Consider the following 21,430-nt stretch of genomic DNA (forward strand, 5'->3'; position numbering starts at 1 on the left):
GGTGCCGCGTGGCGGCAAGTCTTTAGTCAACCTGAAGGTGGGACAGGCCGATGAATCGCGAAGTTCTGGCCATTCGCCACGTGCACTTCGAGGATCTGGGCAGTCTCGAGCTGGTGCTCGGCGAGCGCGGGCGCCCGGTCCGTTATCTCGATGTCGGCTTTGCCCGCATCGAGGCGCCGAACCCCGTCGCCGCCTCGCTGATGGTGGTGCTTGGCGGCCCGATCAGCGCAACCGACGACGCGCTTTACCCCACGCTCGTGCCGCTGCTGTCCATGATCGAGAAACGCGTCGCGGCCGGTTTGCCGACGCTCGGCATCTGCCTCGGCGCTCAATTGATCGCGCGAGCCCTTGGCGCCCGCGTCTATCCCGCTGGCCGTACCGAACTCGGCTGGACACCGCTGACGCTGACCGACGCCGGTCGCGCGTCACCGGTCCGTCATCTGGATGGCGCGCAGACCTCCATGCTGCATTGGCATGGCGATACCTTCGATCTGCCTGACAACGCGACGCGTCTCGCGTCGACGCCGGCTTGCGAAAACCAGGCGTTCGCCTGGGGCAATCATGTGCTGGGTCTGCAGTGTCATCCGGAGATTCGTACCGATCGCTTCGAGCCCTGGCTGATCGGCAACGCCGGTGAGCTGGTCGGCCACGGCATCGACGCGCGCCAGTTGCGGGCCGAGACCGCGAAGTTCGGACCGGCGCTCGAAGCCGCCGCGTGCCGGATGTTCGGCGAGTGGCTCGATCAGGTCGAGGCGAAACCCTGAAAGGCTGCGAGGCCAGCATTAAATCACTTGCGGTGCTATGCTCGATCGCTCTCGGGTTTCTACTGGGCGTAATCCATGAGCGCGCTTTTTTCTCCGCTCACGCTGCGTAGCGTGACGCTTCCCAACCGTATCGTCGTGTCCCCGATGTGCCAGTATTCCGCCGACCGTGGCGAGGCAACGGCGTGGCACATGATCCATCTCGGCAGCATGGCGTTATCGGGTGCCGGCATGCTCTGTATCGAGGCGACCTCGGTTGAGCCGGACGGCCGCATCACACCCGGCGATCTCGGCTTGTGGGACGACGTCACCGAAGCCGCGCTCGTGCCTGTGCTAGCCGCGATCCGCAAGCATTCGCACATCAAGGTCACGATGCAGTTGTCGCACGCCGGGCGCAAGGCGTCGAGCCACGCGCCGTGGGAAGGCGGTCAGCTGATTCCGGTCTCGCAAGGTGGATGGCTGCCGCACGCGCCGTCCGCGTTGCCGCACAAGGCCGGCGAAGAGCCGCCGCTGGCGCTCGATACGCTCGCGCTGAACCGCATCCGCGAAGCCTTCGCGGCCTCGGCTCGCCGCGCCGCGCGGCTCGGCGTCGATGGCTTGGAAGTACACGCGGCGCACGGCTATCTGCTGCATCAGTTCCTCTCGCCGATCGCCAATCAGCGCGACGACGACTACGGCGGCTCGCTTGAAAACCGCATGCGCTTTCCGCTTGAAATCTTCGATATCGTGCGCGCTGCATTTCCCGCCGACAAACCGGTCGGCGTGCGTGTCTCCGCAACCGACTGGGTCGAGGGTGGCTGGACGCTCGAGGACACGATCGCGTTCGCACAGGAGCTGAAAAAGCGCGGCTGCGACTGGATCGACGTATCGTCCGGCGGCGTCTCGCCGTTACAGAAGATTCCGCTTGAACCGGGTTATCAGATCCCCTTTGCCAAGGCGGTCAAGGAAGCCACCGGCCTCACGACCATTGGCGTGGGCCTCATCACCGACCCGTTGCATGCCGAACAACTGATCGAAGACGGCGACGCCGATCTGATCGCCCTGGCGCGCGCGTTGCTGTATAACCCGCGTTGGCCGTGGCACGCCGCGGCGCAACTCGGCGCGACGGTCGAAGCGCCGCCGCAGTACTGGCGTTCGCAACCGCGCGAGCAAAAGGCACTGTTCGGCGACATTTCGTTCGGACAACGGTGAAGTTGGCAGCTTGCCTTGCGCGCGCGTCTTTTTGACGGTTGAACGAAGCCGTCTTCAGCGTGTAGGATGCCGGTTGTGGCGCGCGAGCGTCGCAGGTCGACGCGGCGCTCGCAAGGCGCCGCGTTTGCTATCCGCGTCAGAAAAAAGCAGCGCGTCAGACGCGGGCATTTCTGACGGCTGCCGAACTTCACCCCCAGTTCTTCACAAGGATTCATTCAATGAGTTCACGCAGGATCGCCGTGCGCCGTTCGGGTGTGCACGGCAAAGGCGTGTTTGCCCTCGAACCGATTGCGGCTGGCGAGCGCCTAATCGAATACAAGGGCGAGCGGATCTCTTGGAAAGAAGCGTTGCGCCGTCATCCGCACAATCCGGCCGAACCGAATCACACGTTCTATTTCGCACTCGATAGCGGCAAGGTCATCGACGGCAAAGTGAACGGCAATAGCGCGCGCTGGATCAACCATTCCTGCGCGCCGAACTGCGAAGCCGAAGAAATCGACGGACACGTGTACGTGCACGCATTGCGCGATATCGCTGAAGGCGAGGAAGTCTTTTACGACTACGGCCTCGTGATCGACGCGCGTCAGACCAAGAAGCTCAAGAAGGAATATGAATGCCGTTGCGGCGCGCGTAAGTGCCGCGGCACGATGCTGGCGCCGCCGGAGAAAGAGAAGGGCGAGGGCAAGGCCGAGAAGTCGGCCAAGAAGGCCAAGACGTCGGCGAAGAAAGCGAAGAAGAAATGACCTGCGGGCTGTATGAGTCGATCACGTTTTGTGAACGCGGCAGACAGCCTGTCGAGTAGCTAGACCATTAGCTATCCACCGGCGCCGAGTGCGCCGATTTTTTTGCCGGTCGCCGTGGTTCGAGTTCGACGATGCTCTGCACGGTGATCGGCACGAGCGGAATGCGCACGATGAAACGTGCGCCGCCTTCCGGCGCGTCCTCGTAATGCACGCTGCCGTGATGCAGCACCATGATGTCGTGGACGATCGCAAGTCCGAGGCCGGCGCCGCCATCCACGCCGGCGTCGCTCTGACCGTCGCCGCGAAAGAACCGCTTGAAGAGATCGGCCTGCTGGTTGCGCGGTACGCCCGGCCCGTTGTCTTCGACGATGATCTCCGCCATGCGCAGTTCGTCGATCACCGTTTGCGACACCGTCACCGTGATGCGCCCGCCATCGAAGCGCGATGGCGGCACGTATTTGAGCGCGTTATCCAGCAGATTGGCGATCACTTCGTGCAGCAGCACGGGATTGCCGCGCGCCATCAACGGATGGCCGTTGCTGGGGTCGTCCAGACGCTGGAAACCGAGGTCGACGTGGAACGTCAACGCACGCGGCACCCATTCCGCGCCCGTGTCGAATGCGAGCGCGGCCATGTCCACGTTGACGAAGCGAGCCGCCTGTTCGCCCGGCTCGGCGCGCGCGAGCGAGAGCAGTTGATTCGACAGCCGCACCGCGCGATCGGCCGCGGCGCGCAGTTCACGCACGGCGGCCAGCGTTTGCTGCGGGTCGCGCGCGATGGCCGCCTGCTCGGCATGCAGCTTGACGGCGGTGAGCGGCGTGCGCAGTTGATGGGCGGCGTCGGCGATGAATTTGCGCTGGCCGTCGAGTGCCGTTTTCAGGCGGCCCAGCAGCGCGTTCAGCGCGCCGGTGAGCGGCCGGATTTCGACCGGCACATAGGTTTCGTCGACCGGTTCGAGCGACGTGTGAGTTTGCCGGTTCAGCGAATCGGCGAGATCGGTGAGCGGATTGAGCTGCTGATTAACCACGCGCCACACGATCACCCAGCCCGCCAGCAGCAGTAACAGCAGCGGCATCATGATCGCCACCAGGAACTCGGCGGCGATGCGAAACCGGTGATGCACCGGCTGACCGACTTCGACGACGATCGGATTACCCGTCGGTTGATCGACGCGCACCTGCGCAACCCGCACCGTCACGCCTTGATGCTGCGTCTCGAATACGTACGCGTAATGCATGCGCCGCACGCTCGTGCCTTGCAGCGGAAGATTGTGGTCGCCGGCGATTTCCGTTTCGCCGGTGCTGATCCGGTAGACGAGGTGTTCGACCGGATCCGAGAACATGGCCTGCGCGAGCGGCGGCACCGTGATGCGCGCATTCGGGCCGGCAATCTGGATCTGTTTGGAGATCGCGGTGGCGAGGTCGGCGAGCGAGCGGTCGACCACGTGCTGCGTGTACTGCCACGCCAGCCAGTAAGCGATCAGGCCGCTCATGAGCGCGAGCAGCGAAAGGGGAGCAGCGAGGCGCCGCAGCAGCGTGCGGCGCAGACTATTGGCGGCCGGCTGGGGCATGATCGAACGCGCGGGAAAGAAGCAACGGCGCAAGCACCGCGAAATTTCGCCGGATGCCGGCGAATCGCGCACCGAGTGCGCGGCGCCGGCCCGGCGCCGTCAGGCCGCAACGCAACGTGCGGCCTTCACGACGATTATGCGGCCTGGCGGATTTCCTGCAACAGATAACCGAAGCCGCGCACCGTGACGATCTCGACACGGCAGTTTTCGAGCTTTTTGCGCACCCGGTGTACGTAGACCTCGATCGCGGTGTCGCCGAGATCGCCGCCGAAATGCGTCAGATGGTCTTGCAGCTGTGCCTTGCTGACCACGCGGCCATGACGCAACAGCAGCATTTCGAGCACCGCGAATTCACGCGGCGAGAGTTCGAGCGGCTTGTCGTCGTTGAAAATGCGGCGATCGACGCCCGACAGGCGCACACCGCCCAGCGACACTTCCGGACGCGGCATATCGCCGTGCGGACCGCTGCGGCGCATGACGGCGCGGATGCGCGCTTCGAGTTCGGTGGGTTCGAACGGCTTCAGCATGTAATCGTCGGCGCCGGAATTCAGGCCTTGCACGCGGTCGTTGAGCTCGTCGCGCGCGGTGAGGATGATCACCGGCGTATGACGATTGCTCTGACGGAAGCGCGAGAGCAGCGTCATGCCGTCGATGCCGGGCAAACCCAGATCGAGGATCACCAGCTCATGGCGATTTTGCGTGAGGGCCTGTTCGGCGAAAATGCCGTCGTGGACCATGTCGACGGTGAAGCCGGCTTGTTCGAGACTGCTTTGGATGCCGCGTGCGATGGGGCGGTCATCTTCGATCAGAAGGAGTCGCATGGGTTTCGCTCAAGTACAATGGGTTAGGCGTTTGGGCAAGCGGTTCGCCGGGGCGCCTGCTGCACAGGCAGCGTGCGGCGTGGCCGTACCGAACTGGCACGAAGCGGCCACGAAGCAGGCATCGAGCGGCCTTGAAGCGCCTACCTGGCGCCCCCAAGACCTGTCGCATCGCGCCAGTCCCCCGCAGGGGCAAGAAAACTTGGGACGGCCCGTCGTTTTCTTGAGAGCGATCACGAAGTCATGTCCGAGATAAGCATTCACGAACTGGAAGCCGCAATCAACTTCTGGCGCGCCCGCTCACCTTCGAGCGGCGACGAACTCGTTCTGTGCAAGGAGGCAAGCGCGCTCTCCAAGCCGTATGCGCTGATGATTGTACAGCGTCAGCACACGCTATCACCGGATCGTTTGGACGCGATTGCGAGGCAAGCGTGGGATTCTTACGTGCACCTTAAGAATAGCCTGTAGAACTGAAGGTTTGGACAAGGGATTACCTGCAATGCCCTTTCATTGCCGCCGGATTATTCAATGTTCGGCGCATAAACACGCGTGAGGCGCACTGGTTCGTTTGTATTACGCCGTAATACTGTCGATAAACGTCGCCAATTTGATGTCGCGCTCGGTCAAGCCGCCGGCTTCATGCGTGGACAGCGTGATCTCCACCTTGTTGTACACGTTGAACCATTCCGGGTGGTGATCCATTTCCTGCGCCTTGATCGCCACGCGCGTCATGAAGCCAAATGCTTCGTTGAAGTCGGCGAATTTGAACTGGCGCTGAATCGCGTCGCGGTCTGCCACGGCTTGCCAGCCATGCAAACTGGCGATTTGCGTGGCGCGTTCTTCGGAAGTCAGTTTTTGAATCATGGTGCCACCTCATTTGATCTGAACAGCCACGCCGGTGGGCGTGCGCATCCCCTATTTTTTCACGGATGAGGTTTGCGCGCTGTCGGCGCTGCTTTTCAGATATCGCCGTCGGCCAGCCAGCCTTCCTGCGAGCCGCGCGTGATGACGCGATCGTGCTCGAGGACATCGCCGGCCGCGAACGCCGGTTCGGTCGCGAGCCTTGCCAGCAGCGGCGCGAAATCCGTTTGCGCCACGTTGAACAGCTGCGCGAAGTCGTCGATCACGAAGTAGGTTTTCTGGAACGTGTCGATGCGGTAACGCGTGCGCATCACGCGTTCGAGGTCAAAGGCAAGCCGGTTCGGCGCGGCGCTTTGTTGACTGTAGAGGGTTTCGCCCTTGCTCGACACGATGCCCGCGCCGTAGATCTTCACGCCGTTCGGACTGGCCGCGTCGCGGATCAGCCCGAACTCCACTGTGTACCAATAAAGGCGCGCGAGTAGCGGCAGGGCGCCGGCGTCATGGGCGGCGAGCGCGGCGCGGCCATATGCGTGCATGTAGTCTGCAAATACCGGGTTGATCAGCAGCGGCACGTGGCCGAACAGATCGTGAAAACAGTCGGGTTCCTGCAGATAATCGAGCTGATCCGGCCGGCGCATCCACCACGTCACGGGAAAGCGGCGATTCGCCAGATGCTCGAAGAACACCTGATCTGGCACAAGACCCGGCACCGCGACGATCTGCCAGCCGGTGGCGGGCGTGAGCTTCGCGTTGATCTCGTCGAACGAGGGCACGCGGTCGGCCGGCATGCCAATGGTTTCGACGCCCGCCAGAAACTCGTCACAAACGCGTCCTTTGAGCAGCGCCGTCTGGCGCGCGTAAAGCTGTTGCCATACCGCGTGGTCGACCGCGCCGTAGCGTTCGGTCGGCTGATCGATGGTGAAATCGGCGCGGGTTTCGAGGCCGGCGTCGAATTGCTCTTTCAGTTTGGCAGTGTTGGCGGTGGACATGATGCTGCGCTCTACGGTGACGGATGATTGCATTGGTGATGCAAGTGTAGAGCGGCGTGCGCGCGGAAAGGGCGCAATGATGGCGTTTTATGGTGTCGATATGCAATAATCGTGCATCAAATGATCATTTAATGCGGATATTCGACATGTTAGAACTGGATCACTTCGATCTTGCGCTGCTAGACGTGCTTCAGCGCTTCGGCCGGGCTACGCATCAGCAACTGGCCGAGCAGGTGCCGCTGTCACCGTCGCAGATCGGACGGCGTTTGCAGCGGCTGGAGCAGATGGGCGTGGTGGACGGCTATCGCGTCGTGCTGCGGCCGGAAAAACTCGGGCTCGGCGTCACCGCGTTTACCAGTCTGAAGTTGAAGCACCACGGCGATTCGATCATCGAGCAGTTTCAGCAACAGATCGACGTGCTGCCCGAAGTGCTGGAATGTCATGCCGTGGTAGGCGACGCCGACTATCTGTTGCGCATCGTCGCGCCCGATCTGAATTATCTGTCGACGTTCGTGATGAAGAAGCTGATGCGTGTGCCGGGCGTCGATAGTGTGCGTTCGAATATCGTGCTCACCACCTTCAAGCGCAATGGTCCGTTGCCGCTCGGCCATCTGTCGCCGGGGACCGCTGCCGCTTGATGCGACGGCAGCACGGATGCGGCGCCGGCCGCGCTGACTCTGCCCGCGGCCCTGTATTGCCTCAGTCTTAAGCCGCTTGCTTCGGCTCGCTGTCCGGGCTCAGTAAATCGACGTAGGCCACCGCCACCAGATCCGATTCCGGCACGCCGAGTGTGGCGAACATCGCATGCGCTTCGGCATGGCCGCCTTCTTCGTCGTCGTCCTGGGCGAGCAGCACTTCGAGTTCCACGAAGTCGCCCAGACCGTCGACCCGGTCCAGATGGATCCGCGTCCGGCCGGTCAGATACACATGCCGTTCCTTGGTGACGATGCCGCGCGTGGTCAGCGCCGTGGCGAGCAGCGCGTGCATGGCTTCGGGGTTGGTCACCGGGCTGCGCGTGTAATACGACGCCTTCGGGCCGTCACGGTCGTCGCGCTGATAGAAGATCAGCTCGGCGGGCGTGCCGTCGTCGAACTGGCGCAGCTTCAGGCGGCCGCGCGGCACGTCGTAGAAAAAATCCTGCTGGCGGAAGATCAACGGCGCGTCCGGCGCAAGCTGCGCCGCGCGTTCACGGAGTTGCTCGAAATGCTGGGCGCGGGCTTTGATTTCAATGTTGCGTGCCATGTCAGGCTCCTGTCGAAGGATGGAGTGGTCGGCGGCTTCCGGTGTTGCCGGGGCAAAGCTGCCGGGAAGGACAAAGTCGAGCGGGACGGAAAAGGATGCGGAGCCGGCGCGTGAGCGCGACCCCTCAATCTAACAAAAACTGCGTGACGGTGTGGTTTCAGCAGCGGGGCGCGGGGTCGTGTTCCGCGATCGGCGCTGGCGAAGGGGCTGCGCAAGCAGATCGCCACGAGGACCGCACTGTTTGGGCGTGTCATGAGAGCGGCTCATATCGCTCGCCGTGCGTTCGCGTGTTCTCGTGCCCTATACGAAACACCGGTCACTTGCGCCTCAAGTCGCCCATTGCTGCTCGATCAGCTTCAACGCCGCGGCAATCGCCGGTTCCTCCTTGCGCTGCGCGAGCGTGATAAAGCTAAGCTGAGTCGGCACGGTAACACCTTCGATGATGGTCAGCGCGTGCGCATGCGCTTCGGCGATCGCGGTGGCGTCGCGTGCGAGCGTGAGACCGACGCCCGATTTGACCAGATCGAGCATCGACGGCTCCTGGTCCACTTCCGCAACCTTGACCGGTTTCACACCGGCCTCGTCGAAGCAGCGCGACAACAACCGGTTATGCGCCGACGCTGGCGGCGTCCAGATCCACGGCAGCGCCGCGAGCGAACGCCAGTCGCGCGCGCCCTTGACGCGGTCTTTCCAGCCGGCCGGCGCAAGCACACGGTATTGGAAATGAGTCAACGTGACCGCATGAAAAGCGGGGCCGTCGCGCGGCTCGTCTTCGGACGGCAGGCCGATGTAGTAGCCGACATCCAGCTCGCCCGCGCGAACCTGGTCCAGTACCCAGCCCGACATGCCGTGGCGCAAGGCCGTCTCGATGTGCGGCCAGGTCTCCACGAGCTGCTTGAGAAAGCCGCCGAGGCGCAGAAACGCCGGGTCGAGGATCGTGCCGATCCGCAGTCGTCCGCGCACTTCGTGACGCAGCGATTGCGCTGCCCGCTGCACGTCGTTCGCCGCGCCGAGCGCGCGTTCGGCGTGCGGCAGCAGCGCCTGGCCGTCGCGCGTGAGCGAGAGCCCGTGCGATGTCCGCGTGAACAGTGTCACGCCGAGCGTCTCCTGCAAATGCTTGATTTGCAGGCTGACGGCGGGTTGGGTCAGGTGAAGCTGCACTGCGGCACGCGTGAGGTTGCCCTCGCGTGCCACGGTGACGAACGCCCGGAGCAGAGTCAGATCCATATCCTGATATTAGCGCGCCTTATAGCGCAGTTGAGCATTACTCATTGGATTTGTCGACCCGAAGCGCCGTACGCTTCACCTTCAGCACGCCTTTATCACGCCGCGCACGCCGGGGCGGAAGACTTCACAGGAAAGAGGACACCATGAGCGAGACATATCAGGACGAAACCCAGCGCAGCGCGACTAGCGCCCGCGCGCTGACCCATTTCATCAACGGCAAGACGCTCGAAGGCACGAGCGGCCGGTTCGGTGACGTCTTCAATCCCGCGCAAGGCAGCGTGAGCGCGCGTGTGCCGCTTGCGAGCGTCGCCGAGGTGGATGCCGCCGTCGCCGCCGCCCGGGCCGCCTTTCCCGCATGGAGTGAAACCGCGCCGATCAAGCGCGCGCGTGTCCTGTTCAAGTTCAAGGAATTGCTCGACCGTCACCACGACGAACTCGCGGAGCTGATCACGCGCGAACACGGCAAGGTGTTTTCCGACGCGAAGGGCGAAGTGATGCGCGGCATCGAGATCGTCGAGTTCGCGTGCGGCATTCCGAATCTGCTGAAGAGCGACTTCACCGATCAGATCGGCGGCGGCATCGACAACTGGAATCTGCGTCAGCCGCTCGGCGTGGTCGCCGGCATTACGCCGTTCAATTTCCCGATGATGGTGCCGTGCTGGATGTTCCCCGTCGCGATTGCATGCGGCAACACGTTCGTACTGAAGCCGTCGGAGCGCGATCCGTCCTGTTCGAACCGCCTCGCGGAATTGTTGAAGGAAGCCGGCTTGCCGGATGGTGTGTTCAATGTCGTGCACGGCGACAAGGTTGCTGTCGATGCGCTACTCGTGCATCCGGAAGTCAGTGCGTTGTCGTTTGTCGGGTCGACGCCGATTGCCGAATACATCTACACGGAAGGCACGAAGCACGGCAAGCGCGTCCAGGCTTTGGGCGGAGCGAAGAATCACCTGGTGGTGATGCCGGACGCGGATCTCGACCAGGCCGTCGATGCCTTGATCGGCGCGGCGTACGGTTCGGCAGGCGAGCGTTGCATGGCGATTTCGGTGGCCGTCGCGGTGGGACATATCGCCGATGAGCTGATCGAGCGGCTCACACCGCGCGTGAAGAGTTTGAAGATTCTCAACGGCATGGAATCGGATGCCGAGATGGGACCGTTGGTGACGGCGGTGCATCGCGAGAAAGTGGTCGGCTATATCGACTCCGGTGTCGCGTCGGGCGCGAAGCTGGTTGTCGATGGACGAGGCCATCAGGTCAGCGGTCATGAGAAGGGCTTCTTTCTCGGCGGCACCTTGTTCGACAATGTCTCGACCGATATGAAGATCTATCGCGAGGAGATTTTCGGACCTGTGCTCTGTGTGGTGCGCGTGCCGGATTTTGCTTCCGCGGTGGAACTCATCAACGCCAACGAGTTTGCTAACGGCGTGTCGTTGTTTACGTCCGATGGCGGCGTTGCTCGCGCTTTCTCGCGGCAGATCCAGATCGGCATGGTGGGCATCAACGTGCCGATTCCCGTGCCGATGGCGTGGCATTCGTTTGGTGGCTGGAAGAAGTCGCTCTTCGGCGATCATCACGCGTACGGTGAAGAAGGCGTGCGGTTCTACACGCGCTACAAGAGCATCATGCAGCGCTGGCCCGACAGTATCGCCAAGGGTGCTGAATTTACGATGCCGGTTGCTAAGTAGTGTGAGGCGATTGCCTTCGGCGGGCAGCGCTTCTGGTGGCATGTCGAAGGCAGAAAACACAAATAGAGCCCAACGCCGCAATCGCATGACAACCATGCGACTAGTCGGCAAAAAAGCTTAGGAGACGGAACAATGAGCTATACCGATACGACGCCCGCAGCCCGGCGCCTCGAAGGCGAGTTCGACTACATCATCGTGGGCGCGGGGACAGCGGGTTGTGTGCTAGCCAATCGCCTGAGCCAGGATCCCGACGTGCAGGTATTGCTGCTCGAAGCCGGCGGCAAGGACGATTACCACTGGATTCACGTACCGGTCGGCTATCTTTACTGCATCGGCAATCCTCGCACCGATTGGCTTTATAAAACGCAGGCTGAAGCGGGCCTCAATGGCCGCTCACTCTCGTATCCGCGCGGACGCGTGTTAGGCGGCAGCTCCTCCATCAACGGCATGATCTACATGCGTGGTCAGCGCGAAGACTACGATGAATGGGCGCGCGTCACCAACGACGCATCGTGGTCCTGGAACTCGGTGCTGCCGGTCTTCAAACGCAGCGAAGATCACCATGCCGGCGCAACCGAATCGCATGGTGCGGGCGGGCCGTGGCGCGTCGAGAAACAGCGGTTGAAATGGAAAATTCTCGAAGAGTTTTCGCGCGCCGCGCAAGAGACCGGCATTCCCGCCACCGACGACTTCAACCGCGGCGACAACACCGGTGTCGGCTACTTCGACGTCAATCAGAAACGCGGCATTCGCTGGAATGCATCGAAGGCGTTTTTGCGCCCCGCACTTAAACGGCCGAATCTTACCGTGATCACCGGTGCGCACACGCAGCGCGTCATATTCGAAGGACGCCGTTGCACAGGCGTCGAATATCGCGGGAACAACACGGACTATCTGGCGAAGGCCCGCTGCGAAGTGATCCTCAGTTCGGGCGCGGTCAACTCACCGCAATTGCTCGAACTGTCCGGCATCGGCAATGGCGCGCGTCTGCAGAATCTCGGCATCGAGGTCGTCAACGATCTGCGTGGCGTAGGCGAAAATCTGCAGGACCATTTGCAATTGCGCATGGCCTATAAAGTCGACGGCGTCCGTACGCTGAATACGGCGTCCGCGCATTGGTGGGGCAAGTTGCTGATCGGCATGCAGTACGCGTTTTTCCAAAGCGGCCCGATGTCGATGTCGCCGTCGCAACTTGGCGCGTTTGCCAAATCCGATCCGGACGATCGCTCGCTCACGCGGCCCGACCTCGAATATCACGTCCAGCCGCTTTCGCTCGATCGCTTCGGCGAACCGTTGCATCGGTTCAATGCGTTCACGGCGTCGGTGTGCCAGTTGCGGCCCACTTCGCGCGGCAGCATTCACATCGAATCCGCCGACTCTTCAGCGCCGCCGTTGATCGCACCGAACTATCTCTCCACCGATTACGACCGGCACGTTGCCGCCAACGCGCTGCGTCTCACGCGCCGCATTGCCGCCGCGTCCGCGCTCGCACGCTACCGGCCGCAGGAAATTTTGCCGGGCATTCAGTATCAGACCGAGGAAGAGTTGCAGCAAGCCGCGGGCGCGGTCGGTACGACCATCTTCCATCCGGTCGGCACCTGCCGCATGGGCACGACCGACGACCCCGGCGCGGTGGTCGACAACCGGCTACGGGTTATCGGTGTTGACGGACTGCGCGTGGTTGATGCGTCTGTCATGCCAAACATCACCTCGGGCAACACCAATTCGCCCACGCTGATGATCGCCGAACGCGCCAGCGACATGATCCGCGAAGATCGCCGTGCGCGCGTGGCCGGCAGTTTGGCGGCGCAAACGAGTTCGACGCCTTCCATGTCCGCGGTGTGACAGCGAGCGCACGAGCCGCATGAGATGCCCGTCCGTCATGCGTGGCGGGCATCTCGCACATATGAGTCCCGCTCGGGCGGGCATCATCCACTAAGTGCAAATCCCAATGAATGCGCTGCATCATTGGCGCGACAATGGCAGCCATGCTGCGTGCCGCCCCATGGATTACCGTCCGGATTGGTGCAGCACGCCAACGAGCGGCACGGGGTGCCGCCGTCATAAAAAGTCGCGCAGCGGTTCGCGCGTAAGATCGTAATGCTTCGCCTCACTCCGTATGGAAGGGAACATGATTCTCGGCGATACGATTCTCGAAACGCGCGGCCTCACCCGTGAGTTCAAAGGCTTCATCGCCGTGAACGGTGTGAACCTGCGCGTGCGCCGTGGCTCGATCCATGCGCTGATCGGCCCGAATGGGGCAGGCAAGACCACCTGCTTCAACCTGCTCACCAAATTTCTGGAACCCAGCGCGGGTCAGATCGTTTTTAACGGCATCGACATCACGAGCGAACGCCCGGCGCAAATCGCGCGGCGCGGCATCATCCGCTCATTCCAGATTTCCGCTGTGTTTCCGCATCTGACAGCATTGCAGAATGTGCGCATCGGTTTGCAGCGCCAGCTCGGCACGGCATTTCATTTCTGGAAGAGCGAGCGTACGCTGCGCCAACTCGATGATCGCGCAATGGATCTGCTCACCCAGGTCGGACTGACCGATTTCGCCGATGTGTTGACGGTCGAACTTTCCTACGGCCGCAAGCGCGCGCTGGAAATCGCCACCACGCTCTCCATGGAACCCGAGCTCATGCTGCTCGACGAACCGACGCAAGGCATGGGCCACGAAGACGTCGATCGTGTGACGGCGTTGATCAAAAAAGTATCGAGCGGCCGCACCATCCTGATGGTCGAGCACAACATGAATGTGATCGCCGGCATCTCCGACACGATTACCGTGCTGCAACGTGGCGAAGTGCTCGCCGAAGGCAGCTACGCCGAAGTGTCGAAGAATCCGCTCGTGATGCAAGCCTATATGGGCAGCGCCGACGCGGCGCTCGCCGGAGCCCACGCATGAATACGATTGCCGAGCGTGAAAGCCTCGACGTAAGCGGGACGGAGAACGCCGCTCCCGCGCTGGACATCAAGGGTTTGCAGGCGTGGTACGGGGAATCCCATATTCTGCACGGCGTCGATCTGACGGTGAACCGCGGCGAAGTCGTCACGCTGCTGGGCCGCAATGGCGCCGGCCGGACCACCACGCTGCGCGCCATCATGGGCCTGACCGGACGACGCACCGGTTCAATCCGCATTGGCGGACGCGAAACCGTCAATCTGCCCACGCATCGCGTCGCGCATTGCGGCGTGGGCTACTGCCCGGAAGAACGGGGTATCTTTTCGAGCCTCTCGTGCGAGGAAAACCTGCTGTTGCCGCCGCCCGTCGGCGACAAGGCGCACATGATGTCGCTCGAAGAAATTTATTCGATGTTTCCGAATCTGCAAGAGCGCCGCATGAGCCAGGGCACGCGGCTATCGGGCGGCGAACAGCAGATGCTGGCGGTGGCGCGCATTCTGCGCACCGGCGCGAGCTTGCTGCTGCTCGATGAGATATCGGAAGGGCTCGCGCCTGTTATCGTGCAGGCGCTGGCGCGCATGATCATGACACTCAAGGCGCGGGGCTATACCGTTGTGATGGTCGAACAGAACTTCCGTTTTGCCGCGCCGCTTGCAGATCGCTTCTACGTGATGGAGCACGGCGCGATTGTCGAGCACTTCGGGGCGAGTGAACTCGAAAGCAAGATGCCTGTTCTGCACGATCTACTGGGCGTATAAAAACGCCCGATTGCCTCTGATAACCACAAGCGAAGAAACCAGGAGACAGGAATGAAAAAGAACCCACTCGCGCGGCTTGCCACACTTTGTTTCGCGGTCGCCGCTGGCGCCGCTCTGACGATGGGCAGCGCGCAAGCGGCTGACGACGCGGTGAAGATCGGCTTCATTACCGATATGTCCGGTCTGTATGCGGATATCGACGGGCAGGGTGGGCTCGAAGCGATCCGCATGGCGGTGGCGGATTTCGGCGGCAAGGTCAACGGCAAGCCGATCACGGTGGTGTATGCGGACCACCAGAACAAGGCGGACATCGCGGCGTCGCGCGCACGCGAATGGTTCGATCGCGACGGCGTCGATCTGCTGATCGGTGGTACGAACTCGGCAACCGGTCTGTCGATGAACACCGTGGCCGGAGAAAAGAAAAAGGTGTACATCAGCATCGGCGCGGGCGCGGACACGCTGACCAATGAGCAATGCACGCCGTACACGATCCACTATGCGTACGACACCACGGCGCTGGCCAAGGGCACGGGCTCGGCGGTGACGAAGCAGGGCGGCAAGACCTGGTACTTCCTGACCGCCGACTACGCGTTCGGCAAGGCGCTGGAAAAGAATACGTCGGACGTGGTGAAAGCGAGCGGCGGCCAGGTGCTCGGCGCGGTGCGCCATCCGCTGTCGGCGTCGGACTTCTCGTCGTTCCTGTTGCAGGCGCAGGCGTCGAAGGCGCAGATTCTGGGCCTCGCCAACGCAGGCGGCGACACGATCAACTCGATCAAGGCGGCCAAGGAATTCGGCATCACCAAGACGATGAAACTCGCCGCGCTGCTGATGTTCATCGACGACGTACACAGCCTGGGTCTGGAAACCACGCAAGGCCTCGTGCTGACGGACAGCTGGTACTGGAACAAGGACGCCACCACGCGCAAGTGGGCGCAACGCTACTTCGACAAGATGAGGAAGATGCCGTCGAGCCTGCAGGCCGCCGACTACTCGGCGACCATGACCTATCTGAACGCGGTGAAGGCGGTGGGTTCGACCGACTCCGACAAGGTGATGGCGCAACTGAAGAAGGCCAAGATCGACGATTTCTATGCGAAGGGCTACATCCGTCAGGACGGCAGCATGATCCACGACATGTACCTGATGCAGGTCAAGACGCCGGCCGAATCCAAAGAGCCGTGGGACTACTACAAGATCACGGCGACGATCCCCGGCGAGCAGGCATTCACGACCAAGGCGGAAACGCGCTGCGCGTTGTGGAAATAAACGCTGGTTCGTAACCAGATAGCCGTCTGTCTGCTACGCCTGTCGGGCGATACGCGATGTCGCGATGGTACACAGGCTGACGGCGAACCGTTTCACATGCCGCGCGCGATCGGCGTCGTTGTCGCTGATCGCGCGCCGGCCGGATCGTGCGTGACCGATCTCACCTTGGCGATGGGTTAAGGCTTCAATGGAAATCTTTGGCGTTCCGCTACCGGCGATGCTGAGCCAGCTGCTGCTGGGGCTCGTGAACGGCTCGTTCTACGCAATTCTGAGCCTCGGGCTGGCGGTGATCTTCGGCTTGCTCAACGTGATCAATTTCGCGCACGGCGCGTTGTTCATGCTGGGCGCGATGCTCGCGTGGATGGGCTTTTCGTATTTCGGCCTGCCTTACTGGGTGATGCTGGTGCTGGCACCGCTGATCGTCGGGCTGTTCGGCATGGCGATCGAACGCTCGATGCTGCGCTGGCTCTACAAGCTCGACCATCTATATGGGCTCTTGCTGACCTTCGGGCTCACGCTGGTGGTCGAGGGCGTGTTCCGTTCCATCTACGGATCCTCCGGCCAGCCGTACGACGTACCGTCGGCGCTTTCCGGCGCAACCAATCTCGGCTTCATGTTCCTGCCGAACTATCGCGCGTGGGTCGTGGTGGCCTCGCTGGCGGTGTGCTTCGCGACGTGGTTCGTGATTGAGAAGACGCGGCTTGGCGCCTATCTGCGTGCCGGCACGGAAAACCCGAAGCTGGTCGAAGCGTTCGGCATCAACGTACCGCTGATGATCACGCTCACCTACGGCTTCGGCGTCGCACTGGCCGCGTTTGCCGGCGTGCTCGCCGCACCGGTGATTCAGGTCTCGCCGCTGATGGGGCAGCCGATGATCATCACCGTGTTCGCGGTGGTCGTGATCGGCGGCATGGGTTCGATCATGGGCTCGATCCTCACTGGCTTGCTGCTCGGCGTGATCGAAGGACTGACGCGCGTGTATTACCCGGAAGCGTCGGCGACCGTCGTCTTCGTGATCATGGCGCTGGTGTTGCTGGTGCGCCCGGCGGGTCTCTTCGGCAAGGAAAAATGATGCAGAGAAAAGTGCTCTACGGTCTGCTGCTGATCGTGCTTCTCGCGGTGCCCGTGCTCGGCATCTATCCGCTCTTCGTGATGAAGGTGCTGTGCTTCGCGCTGTTCGCGGCGGCGTTCAATCTGCTGATCGGCTATACCGGTTTGCTGTCGTTCGGCCACGCGATGTTTCTTGCTTCAGCCGGCTATGTCACGGGCTATGCGATCCAGACGCTCGGCTTCTCGCCGGAGCTCGGTGTGCTTGCCGGCACCGCAGCGGCAACCTTGCTCGGCCTGATCGTGGGTCTCTTCGCGATTCGCCGCCAGGGCATCTACTTCGCGATGGTCACGCTGGCGCTCGCGCAGATGGTGTACTTCGTGTTCCTGCAGGCGCCGTTCACACATGGCGAGGATGGCCTGCAAGGCGTGCCGCGCGGCAAGCTGTTCGGCCTGCTGGATCTGTCGTCCGATGTGGCGCTGTACTTTGTCGTGCTCGCCGTGATGGTGCTGGCGTTCCTGCTGATCGTGCGGATCGTGCATTCGCCGTTCGGGCAGGTGCTGGTCGCCATCAAGGAGAACGAGCCGCGTGCGGTGTCGCTCGGCTACGATACGGATCGCTTCAAGCTGCTCGCGTTCATTCTGTCGGCGGGGATTGCGGGTCTCGCGGGTTCGCTCAAGGTGTTGGTGCAGGGCTTCGAGACGTTGAGCGATGCGTACTGGACCATGTCCGGCCTCGTGATCCTGATGACGCTCGTCGGCGGCATGGGCACCTTGTTCGGGCCGTTGCTCGGCGCGGCGCTGATCGTCGCGCTCGAGGACCGGCTCGGCGATATCGGCGGCGCGTTGGCGACGACCACGGGCGTCGAGTGGTTCCGTTCGCTGGGCGAATCGGTGACCATTGTGACCGGCGTGATTTTCATTGCGTGCGTGCTGGCGTTCCGTCGCGGCATCGTCGGCGAGATCATCGCGCGAGTGCGGCCATTGCGAGCCTGACGTAAAGTGAAGCGCGCAATTGCTTCGGCATCCGATATAATCCGGCCGTCGTGATGCGGCGAGGTTGGAGCGGTAATCGAGTCGGAATGCATATCCGGCAAGGCTCGCGCAAACGTGCCCCAATTCAGTGCCGCAGTGCACCACTAGGGTAATTGCTAGTTGTAGTACGCAGGGTGCTCGTTTAATCTTCATGCAGTTCTGATGCACCACGAATTTTGCAGGTGGAGAACGAGGAGACAATGAGGCACTCAGTGCCCAGACGAAAGCGCTGTTGGATTGATATCCAACAGCGCTTTTTATTTGTACTTTTCGTTATTCACCATTCAAATTCCCCGCTAATTCGGTGACCCTTTTTCATTCACCGAACATGTCTCTATTTCACACGCCTCAACCCTGCAAAACGCTTGCAGCACGTGGCTTTCGTCCGCTAAACTCGCTATTCACCGACCGCCTGGTCGGGATTTAAATCCACGGATTTAAATTCGAATGAATGACGGGGTAGATAGAGGAGCGGGATGAAGTCGGCATTGCGTTGGATCAGTGCGGCATTGGTCGCCACCGGAGTGAGCGCGGCATGGAGCGGCCATGCATTCGCAGACGTGAAAATCGGCGTGACCGTATCGGCAACGGGTCCGGCCGCGTCGCTCGGTATTCCGGAGAAGAACACGATTGCGCTGCTGCCTAAAGAGGTGGCAGGCCAGAAGATCGATTACGTCGTGCTCGACGACGCCACGGATTCCACCCAGGCTGTCAAGAACACGCGCAAGCTCACGAGCGAAGATCACGTGGATGCACTGATCGGCTCGACCGTCGTGCCGAACTCGCTGGCCATGATCGACGTCGCCGCCGAAACCTCGACTCCCATGATCTCGATGGCCGCCGCGGCGAGCATCGTCGAACCGATGGATGCGAAGCGCGCGTGGGTCTTCAAGACACCGCAGAACGACATTCTCATGGCCACCGCGATCGCGCAGCACATGTCGAATCATGGCGTGAAGACGGTCGCGTTCATCGGTTTCTCCGACGCTTATGGCGAGAGCTGGTTCAAGGAATTCGGCAAGGCTGCGGATCTCGCCAAGATCAAGATCGTTGGGAACGAACGCTTCGCGCGCAACGACGCGTCGGTGACCGGCCAGGTGCTGAAGATCATGTCGCAGAATCCGGACGCGGTCTTGATCGCGGGCGCCGGCACGCCGGCTGCGCTGCCGCAGAAAACGCTCAAGGAGCGCGGCTACAAGGGCAAGTACTATCAGACGCACGGCGTCGCCAACAACGACTTCCTGCGCGTGTGCGGGAAGGATTGCGAAGGCACGTATCTGCCGGCGGGTCCGTTGCTCGTCGCTGAACAACTGCCCGATTCGAATCCGGTGAAGAAGAGTTCGCTCGCCTATAAGCGCGCTTACGAAACCGCTTACGGCGCAGGCTCGGTGTCGACCTTCGGCGGCCACGCATGGGACGCGGGCTTGCTGCTGCAACGCGCGATTCCGCTGGCATTGAAGAAGGGCCAGCCGGGCACGCCTGCGTTCCGTGAAGCACTGCGTGCCGCGCTGGAAAGCACCAAAGACATGCCCGCGTCGCACGGCATCTTCAACATGAGCGCGAACGACCACGCTGGCCTCGACCAGCGGGCGCGCGTGATGGTGGAGATTGTCGGCGGCAAGTGGAAGTTGTCCGGCGACTGAGCGAAGGCTAAGCGATATGGACCTTCATTAAAAAAAGACGCGTGCAGTTGACGCGTCTTTTTTATTGTCCGTATCACGTGAAAAAGTGTGGCTCCGTGGCTTCAGGACAAACCCGCATTTGGGTTGCGGTCTATTGACCGTCAATCATGCAGAACGCAATACTACTAACATGTTAGTGTTTTGTTCACAGGATATCGCAGCAGTCGTGGTAGGTAGCAGGAGAGTGGCATCAAAGCGGCAAAGGTATTCGCGCTGAGCAGGGAAAACCATGCTTGGCACACCCAAACCCTATAACTAGATTCAGACACCCGGCCCGTGAGTCGGATTACAGATACGCGCTTCGAAGCGTTTGGAGACTTGCAATGAAAAAGACAAAGCAATGGGTACGCACCGGCATCGCCATGGCGTTGATGTGCGGCGCGAGCGCGGCGTTCGCCCAGGTGAAGATCGGCGTGACGCTTTCCACGACGGGGCCGGCCGCATCGCTGGGGATTCCTGAAAAGAACACGATTGCGCTGCTGCCGAAAGAGATCGGCGGCAAGACCGTGCAATACATCATTCTCGACGACGGATCCGATACCGGCAAAGCCGTGCAGAACACGCGCAAGCTGATCGACGAAGACCACGTCGACGCGATCATCGGTTCGACCGTCACGCCGAATTCGCTCGCCATGCTCGACGCCGCTGCCGAAGGCAAGACGCCGGTGATCTCGCTGGCGGCATCGGCGGCGATCATTTCGCCGATGGACGCGAAGCGCGCATGGGCCTTCAAACCGCCGCAAAACGACAGCCTGATGGCTGACGCCATCGCCGACTACATGGAACATCACGGCGTGAAGACGGTGGGCTTCATCGGCTTCGCGGATGCCTACGGCGACGGCTGGAACAACGTCTTCACCGCAGCGGCCGCGGCACACAATCTGAAGATCGTCTCCAACGAGCGCTTCAACCGCACCGACGCATCGGTCACGGGCCAGGTGCTGAAGACGATGGGCGCGAATCCCGATGCGGTGCTGATCGCGGGCGCGGGTACGCCGTCGGCGCTGCCGGCCAAGACGCTCAAGGAGCGCGGCTACAAGGGCAAGGTCTACCAGACGCACGGTGTCGCGAACAACGACTTCCTGCGCGTGTGCGGCAAGGACTGCGAAGGCGAATTCCTGCCGGCCGGCCCGATCCTCGTGGCGGATCAATTGCCGGCATCGAACCCGGTGAAGAAGTCGTCGGAAGCGTACAAGGCGGCGTACGAGAAAGCATATGGCGCAGGCTCGGTGGCGACCTTTGGCGGTCACGCATGGGACGCCGGCCAGATGCTGCAAGCGGCGATTCCGGTCGCGCTGAAGACCGCTCAGCCGGGCACCGAAGCGTTTCGCGTGGCACTGCGCGGCGCGCTTGAAAACATCAAGGAGCTGCCGGTCTCGCACGGCATCATGAACACCACGACGACCGACCACAACGGCCTCGACAAGCGCGCACGCGTGATTGTGCAGATCGTCGACGGCAAGTGGAAGCTGCAGAACGACTAACGACAAAAGCGGTACGCGCCTCTCGCGCAACGTGCGGCATGTGACGCCGCATTGCCATTCTGTTCGATGACAATGGCATCGACCGCCGCGCGGTGTTCCGGCGCGGCGGTCGCCTTTTCAGGCATTGCGGGTCGGTGGACGGCCGCGAGTTCTGCCGCCACGACTG

Annotated in this window: 20 protein-coding genes; 14 read left to right on the forward strand and 6 right to left on the reverse strand. The window is 62.0% G+C overall.

Annotated features, from left to right (window positions below):
• Positions 1–50: 50 nt before the first annotated feature.
• The 3 genes from PQR42_RS19845 (at position 51) to PQR42_RS19855 (ending at position 2,695) form a co-directional block, all read left to right on the forward strand.
• Positions 51–764 (forward strand): glutamine amidotransferase, encoded by a 714-nt coding sequence (locus PQR42_RS19845; protein WP_408383920.1) that lies wholly within the window; start codon positions 51–53, stop codon positions 762–764.
• A 75-nt stretch (positions 765–839) separates the two neighbouring features.
• Positions 840–1,952, forward strand: coding sequence for an NADH:flavin oxidoreductase/NADH oxidase (locus PQR42_RS19850; RefSeq protein ID WP_408383922.1), 1,113 nt, complete (start codon positions 840–842; stop codon positions 1,950–1,952).
• A gap of 218 nt (positions 1,953–2,170) precedes the next feature.
• Positions 2,171–2,695: an SET domain-containing protein gene (locus PQR42_RS19855; RefSeq protein WP_408207016.1), complete on the forward strand. Its 525-nt coding sequence runs from the start codon at positions 2,171–2,173 to the stop codon at positions 2,693–2,695.
• A gap of 67 nt (positions 2,696–2,762) precedes the next feature.
• Here the strand turns inward: PQR42_RS19855 and PQR42_RS19860 are convergent, their stop codons facing one another.
• Together PQR42_RS19860 and PQR42_RS19865 are read right to left on the reverse strand one after the other, a co-directional pair.
• Positions 2,763–4,265 (reverse strand): ATP-binding protein, encoded by a 1,503-nt coding sequence (locus PQR42_RS19860; protein ID WP_408207018.1) that lies wholly within the window; start codon positions 4,263–4,265, stop codon positions 2,763–2,765.
• Between the two features lie 134 nt (positions 4,266–4,399).
• Complete coding sequence (locus tag PQR42_RS19865) at positions 4,400–5,086, reverse strand: response regulator (RefSeq protein WP_013590077.1); 687 nt, start codon at positions 5,084–5,086, stop codon at positions 4,400–4,402.
• A gap of 240 nt (positions 5,087–5,326) precedes the next feature.
• On the opposite strand from PQR42_RS19865, the gene PQR42_RS19870 reads away from it, so the two are divergent.
• Positions 5,327–5,551 carry a DUF3717 domain-containing protein gene (locus PQR42_RS19870; protein WP_408207020.1) on the forward strand — a complete coding sequence of 75 codons (225 nt, stop codon included), beginning with the start codon at positions 5,327–5,329 and terminating at the stop codon, positions 5,549–5,551.
• A 105-nt stretch (positions 5,552–5,656) separates the two neighbouring features.
• On the opposite strand, the gene PQR42_RS19875 is transcribed toward PQR42_RS19870, so the two are convergent.
• Both PQR42_RS19875 and phhA read right to left on the reverse strand, forming a co-directional pair.
• The gene (locus PQR42_RS19875) at positions 5,657–5,947 is read right to left on the reverse strand and encodes a 4a-hydroxytetrahydrobiopterin dehydratase (protein ID WP_408207022.1); all 291 of its coding nucleotides are present in this window, start codon (positions 5,945–5,947) and stop codon (positions 5,657–5,659) included.
• 95 nt (positions 5,948–6,042) lie between these two features.
• Complete coding sequence (gene phhA / locus PQR42_RS19880; protein WP_408207024.1) at positions 6,043–6,933, reverse strand: phenylalanine 4-monooxygenase; 891 nt, start codon at positions 6,931–6,933, stop codon at positions 6,043–6,045.
• Between the two features lie 146 nt (positions 6,934–7,079).
• On the opposite strand from phhA, the gene PQR42_RS19885 reads away from it, so the two are divergent.
• Complete coding sequence (locus PQR42_RS19885; RefSeq protein WP_408383923.1) at positions 7,080–7,571, forward strand: Lrp/AsnC family transcriptional regulator; 492 nt, start codon at positions 7,080–7,082, stop codon at positions 7,569–7,571.
• Positions 7,572–7,638: 67 nt separating this feature from the next.
• Here the strand turns inward: PQR42_RS19885 and PQR42_RS19890 are convergent, their stop codons facing one another.
• Positions 7,639–8,175 (reverse strand): class IV adenylate cyclase, encoded by a 537-nt coding sequence (locus PQR42_RS19890; RefSeq protein WP_095417868.1) that lies wholly within the window; start codon positions 8,173–8,175, stop codon positions 7,639–7,641.
• A 327-nt stretch (positions 8,176–8,502) separates the two neighbouring features.
• Positions 8,503–9,402, reverse strand: a complete 900-nt coding sequence (locus tag PQR42_RS19895; RefSeq protein ID WP_408383925.1) for a LysR family transcriptional regulator — start codon at positions 9,400–9,402, stop codon at positions 8,503–8,505.
• A gap of 143 nt (positions 9,403–9,545) precedes the next feature.
• On the opposite strand from PQR42_RS19895, the gene PQR42_RS19900 reads away from it, so the two are divergent.
• From PQR42_RS19900 to PQR42_RS19940, 9 genes are all read left to right on the forward strand, one after another.
• The gene (locus tag PQR42_RS19900; RefSeq protein ID WP_408383927.1) at positions 9,546–11,084 is read left to right on the forward strand and encodes a CoA-acylating methylmalonate-semialdehyde dehydrogenase; all 1,539 of its coding nucleotides are present in this window, start codon (positions 9,546–9,548) and stop codon (positions 11,082–11,084) included.
• A 132-nt stretch (positions 11,085–11,216) separates the two neighbouring features.
• A complete protein-coding gene (locus tag PQR42_RS19905; protein WP_408383929.1) occupies positions 11,217–12,929 on the forward strand; it encodes a GMC family oxidoreductase in 1,713 nt (570 codons plus the stop codon).
• Positions 12,930–13,215: 286 nt separating this feature from the next.
• The gene (locus tag PQR42_RS19910) at positions 13,216–13,995 is read left to right on the forward strand and encodes an ABC transporter ATP-binding protein (RefSeq protein ID WP_408383931.1); all 780 of its coding nucleotides are present in this window, start codon (positions 13,216–13,218) and stop codon (positions 13,993–13,995) included.
• Positions 13,992–14,750, forward strand: a complete 759-nt coding sequence (locus PQR42_RS19915) for an ABC transporter ATP-binding protein (protein WP_408383932.1) — start codon at positions 13,992–13,994, stop codon at positions 14,748–14,750. The genes PQR42_RS19910 and PQR42_RS19915 overlap by 4 nt, the downstream gene beginning before the upstream one ends.
• 51 nt (positions 14,751–14,801) lie before the next feature.
• A complete protein-coding gene (locus PQR42_RS19920) occupies positions 14,802–16,016 on the forward strand; it encodes an ABC transporter substrate-binding protein (protein ID WP_408207033.1) in 1,215 nt (404 codons plus the stop codon).
• Between the two features lie 187 nt (positions 16,017–16,203).
• Positions 16,204–17,088 carry a branched-chain amino acid ABC transporter permease gene (locus PQR42_RS19925; protein ID WP_408383934.1) on the forward strand — a complete coding sequence of 295 codons (885 nt, stop codon included), beginning with the start codon at positions 16,204–16,206 and terminating at the stop codon, positions 17,086–17,088.
• On the forward strand, positions 17,088–18,059 hold the full coding sequence (locus PQR42_RS19930; RefSeq protein WP_408384158.1) for a branched-chain amino acid ABC transporter permease: 972 nt from the start codon (positions 17,088–17,090) through the stop codon (positions 18,057–18,059). Before PQR42_RS19925 ends, PQR42_RS19930 begins: the two co-directional genes overlap by 1 nt.
• A 515-nt stretch (positions 18,060–18,574) precedes the next feature.
• Entirely contained in the window at positions 18,575–19,741 is a 1,167-nt protein-coding gene (locus PQR42_RS19935) for an ABC transporter substrate-binding protein (RefSeq protein WP_408207037.1), read from the forward strand.
• 362 nt (positions 19,742–20,103) lie between these two features.
• Complete coding sequence (locus PQR42_RS19940; protein ID WP_408383936.1) at positions 20,104–21,264, forward strand: ABC transporter substrate-binding protein; 1,161 nt, start codon at positions 20,104–20,106, stop codon at positions 21,262–21,264.
• The last annotated feature ends 166 nt before the right edge of the window (positions 21,265–21,430 follow it).

It is taken from the genome of Paraburkholderia sediminicola (genome assembly GCF_046027355.1).
Taxonomy (GTDB): Bacteria; Pseudomonadota; Gammaproteobacteria; order Burkholderiales; family Burkholderiaceae; genus Paraburkholderia; species Paraburkholderia sediminicola_B.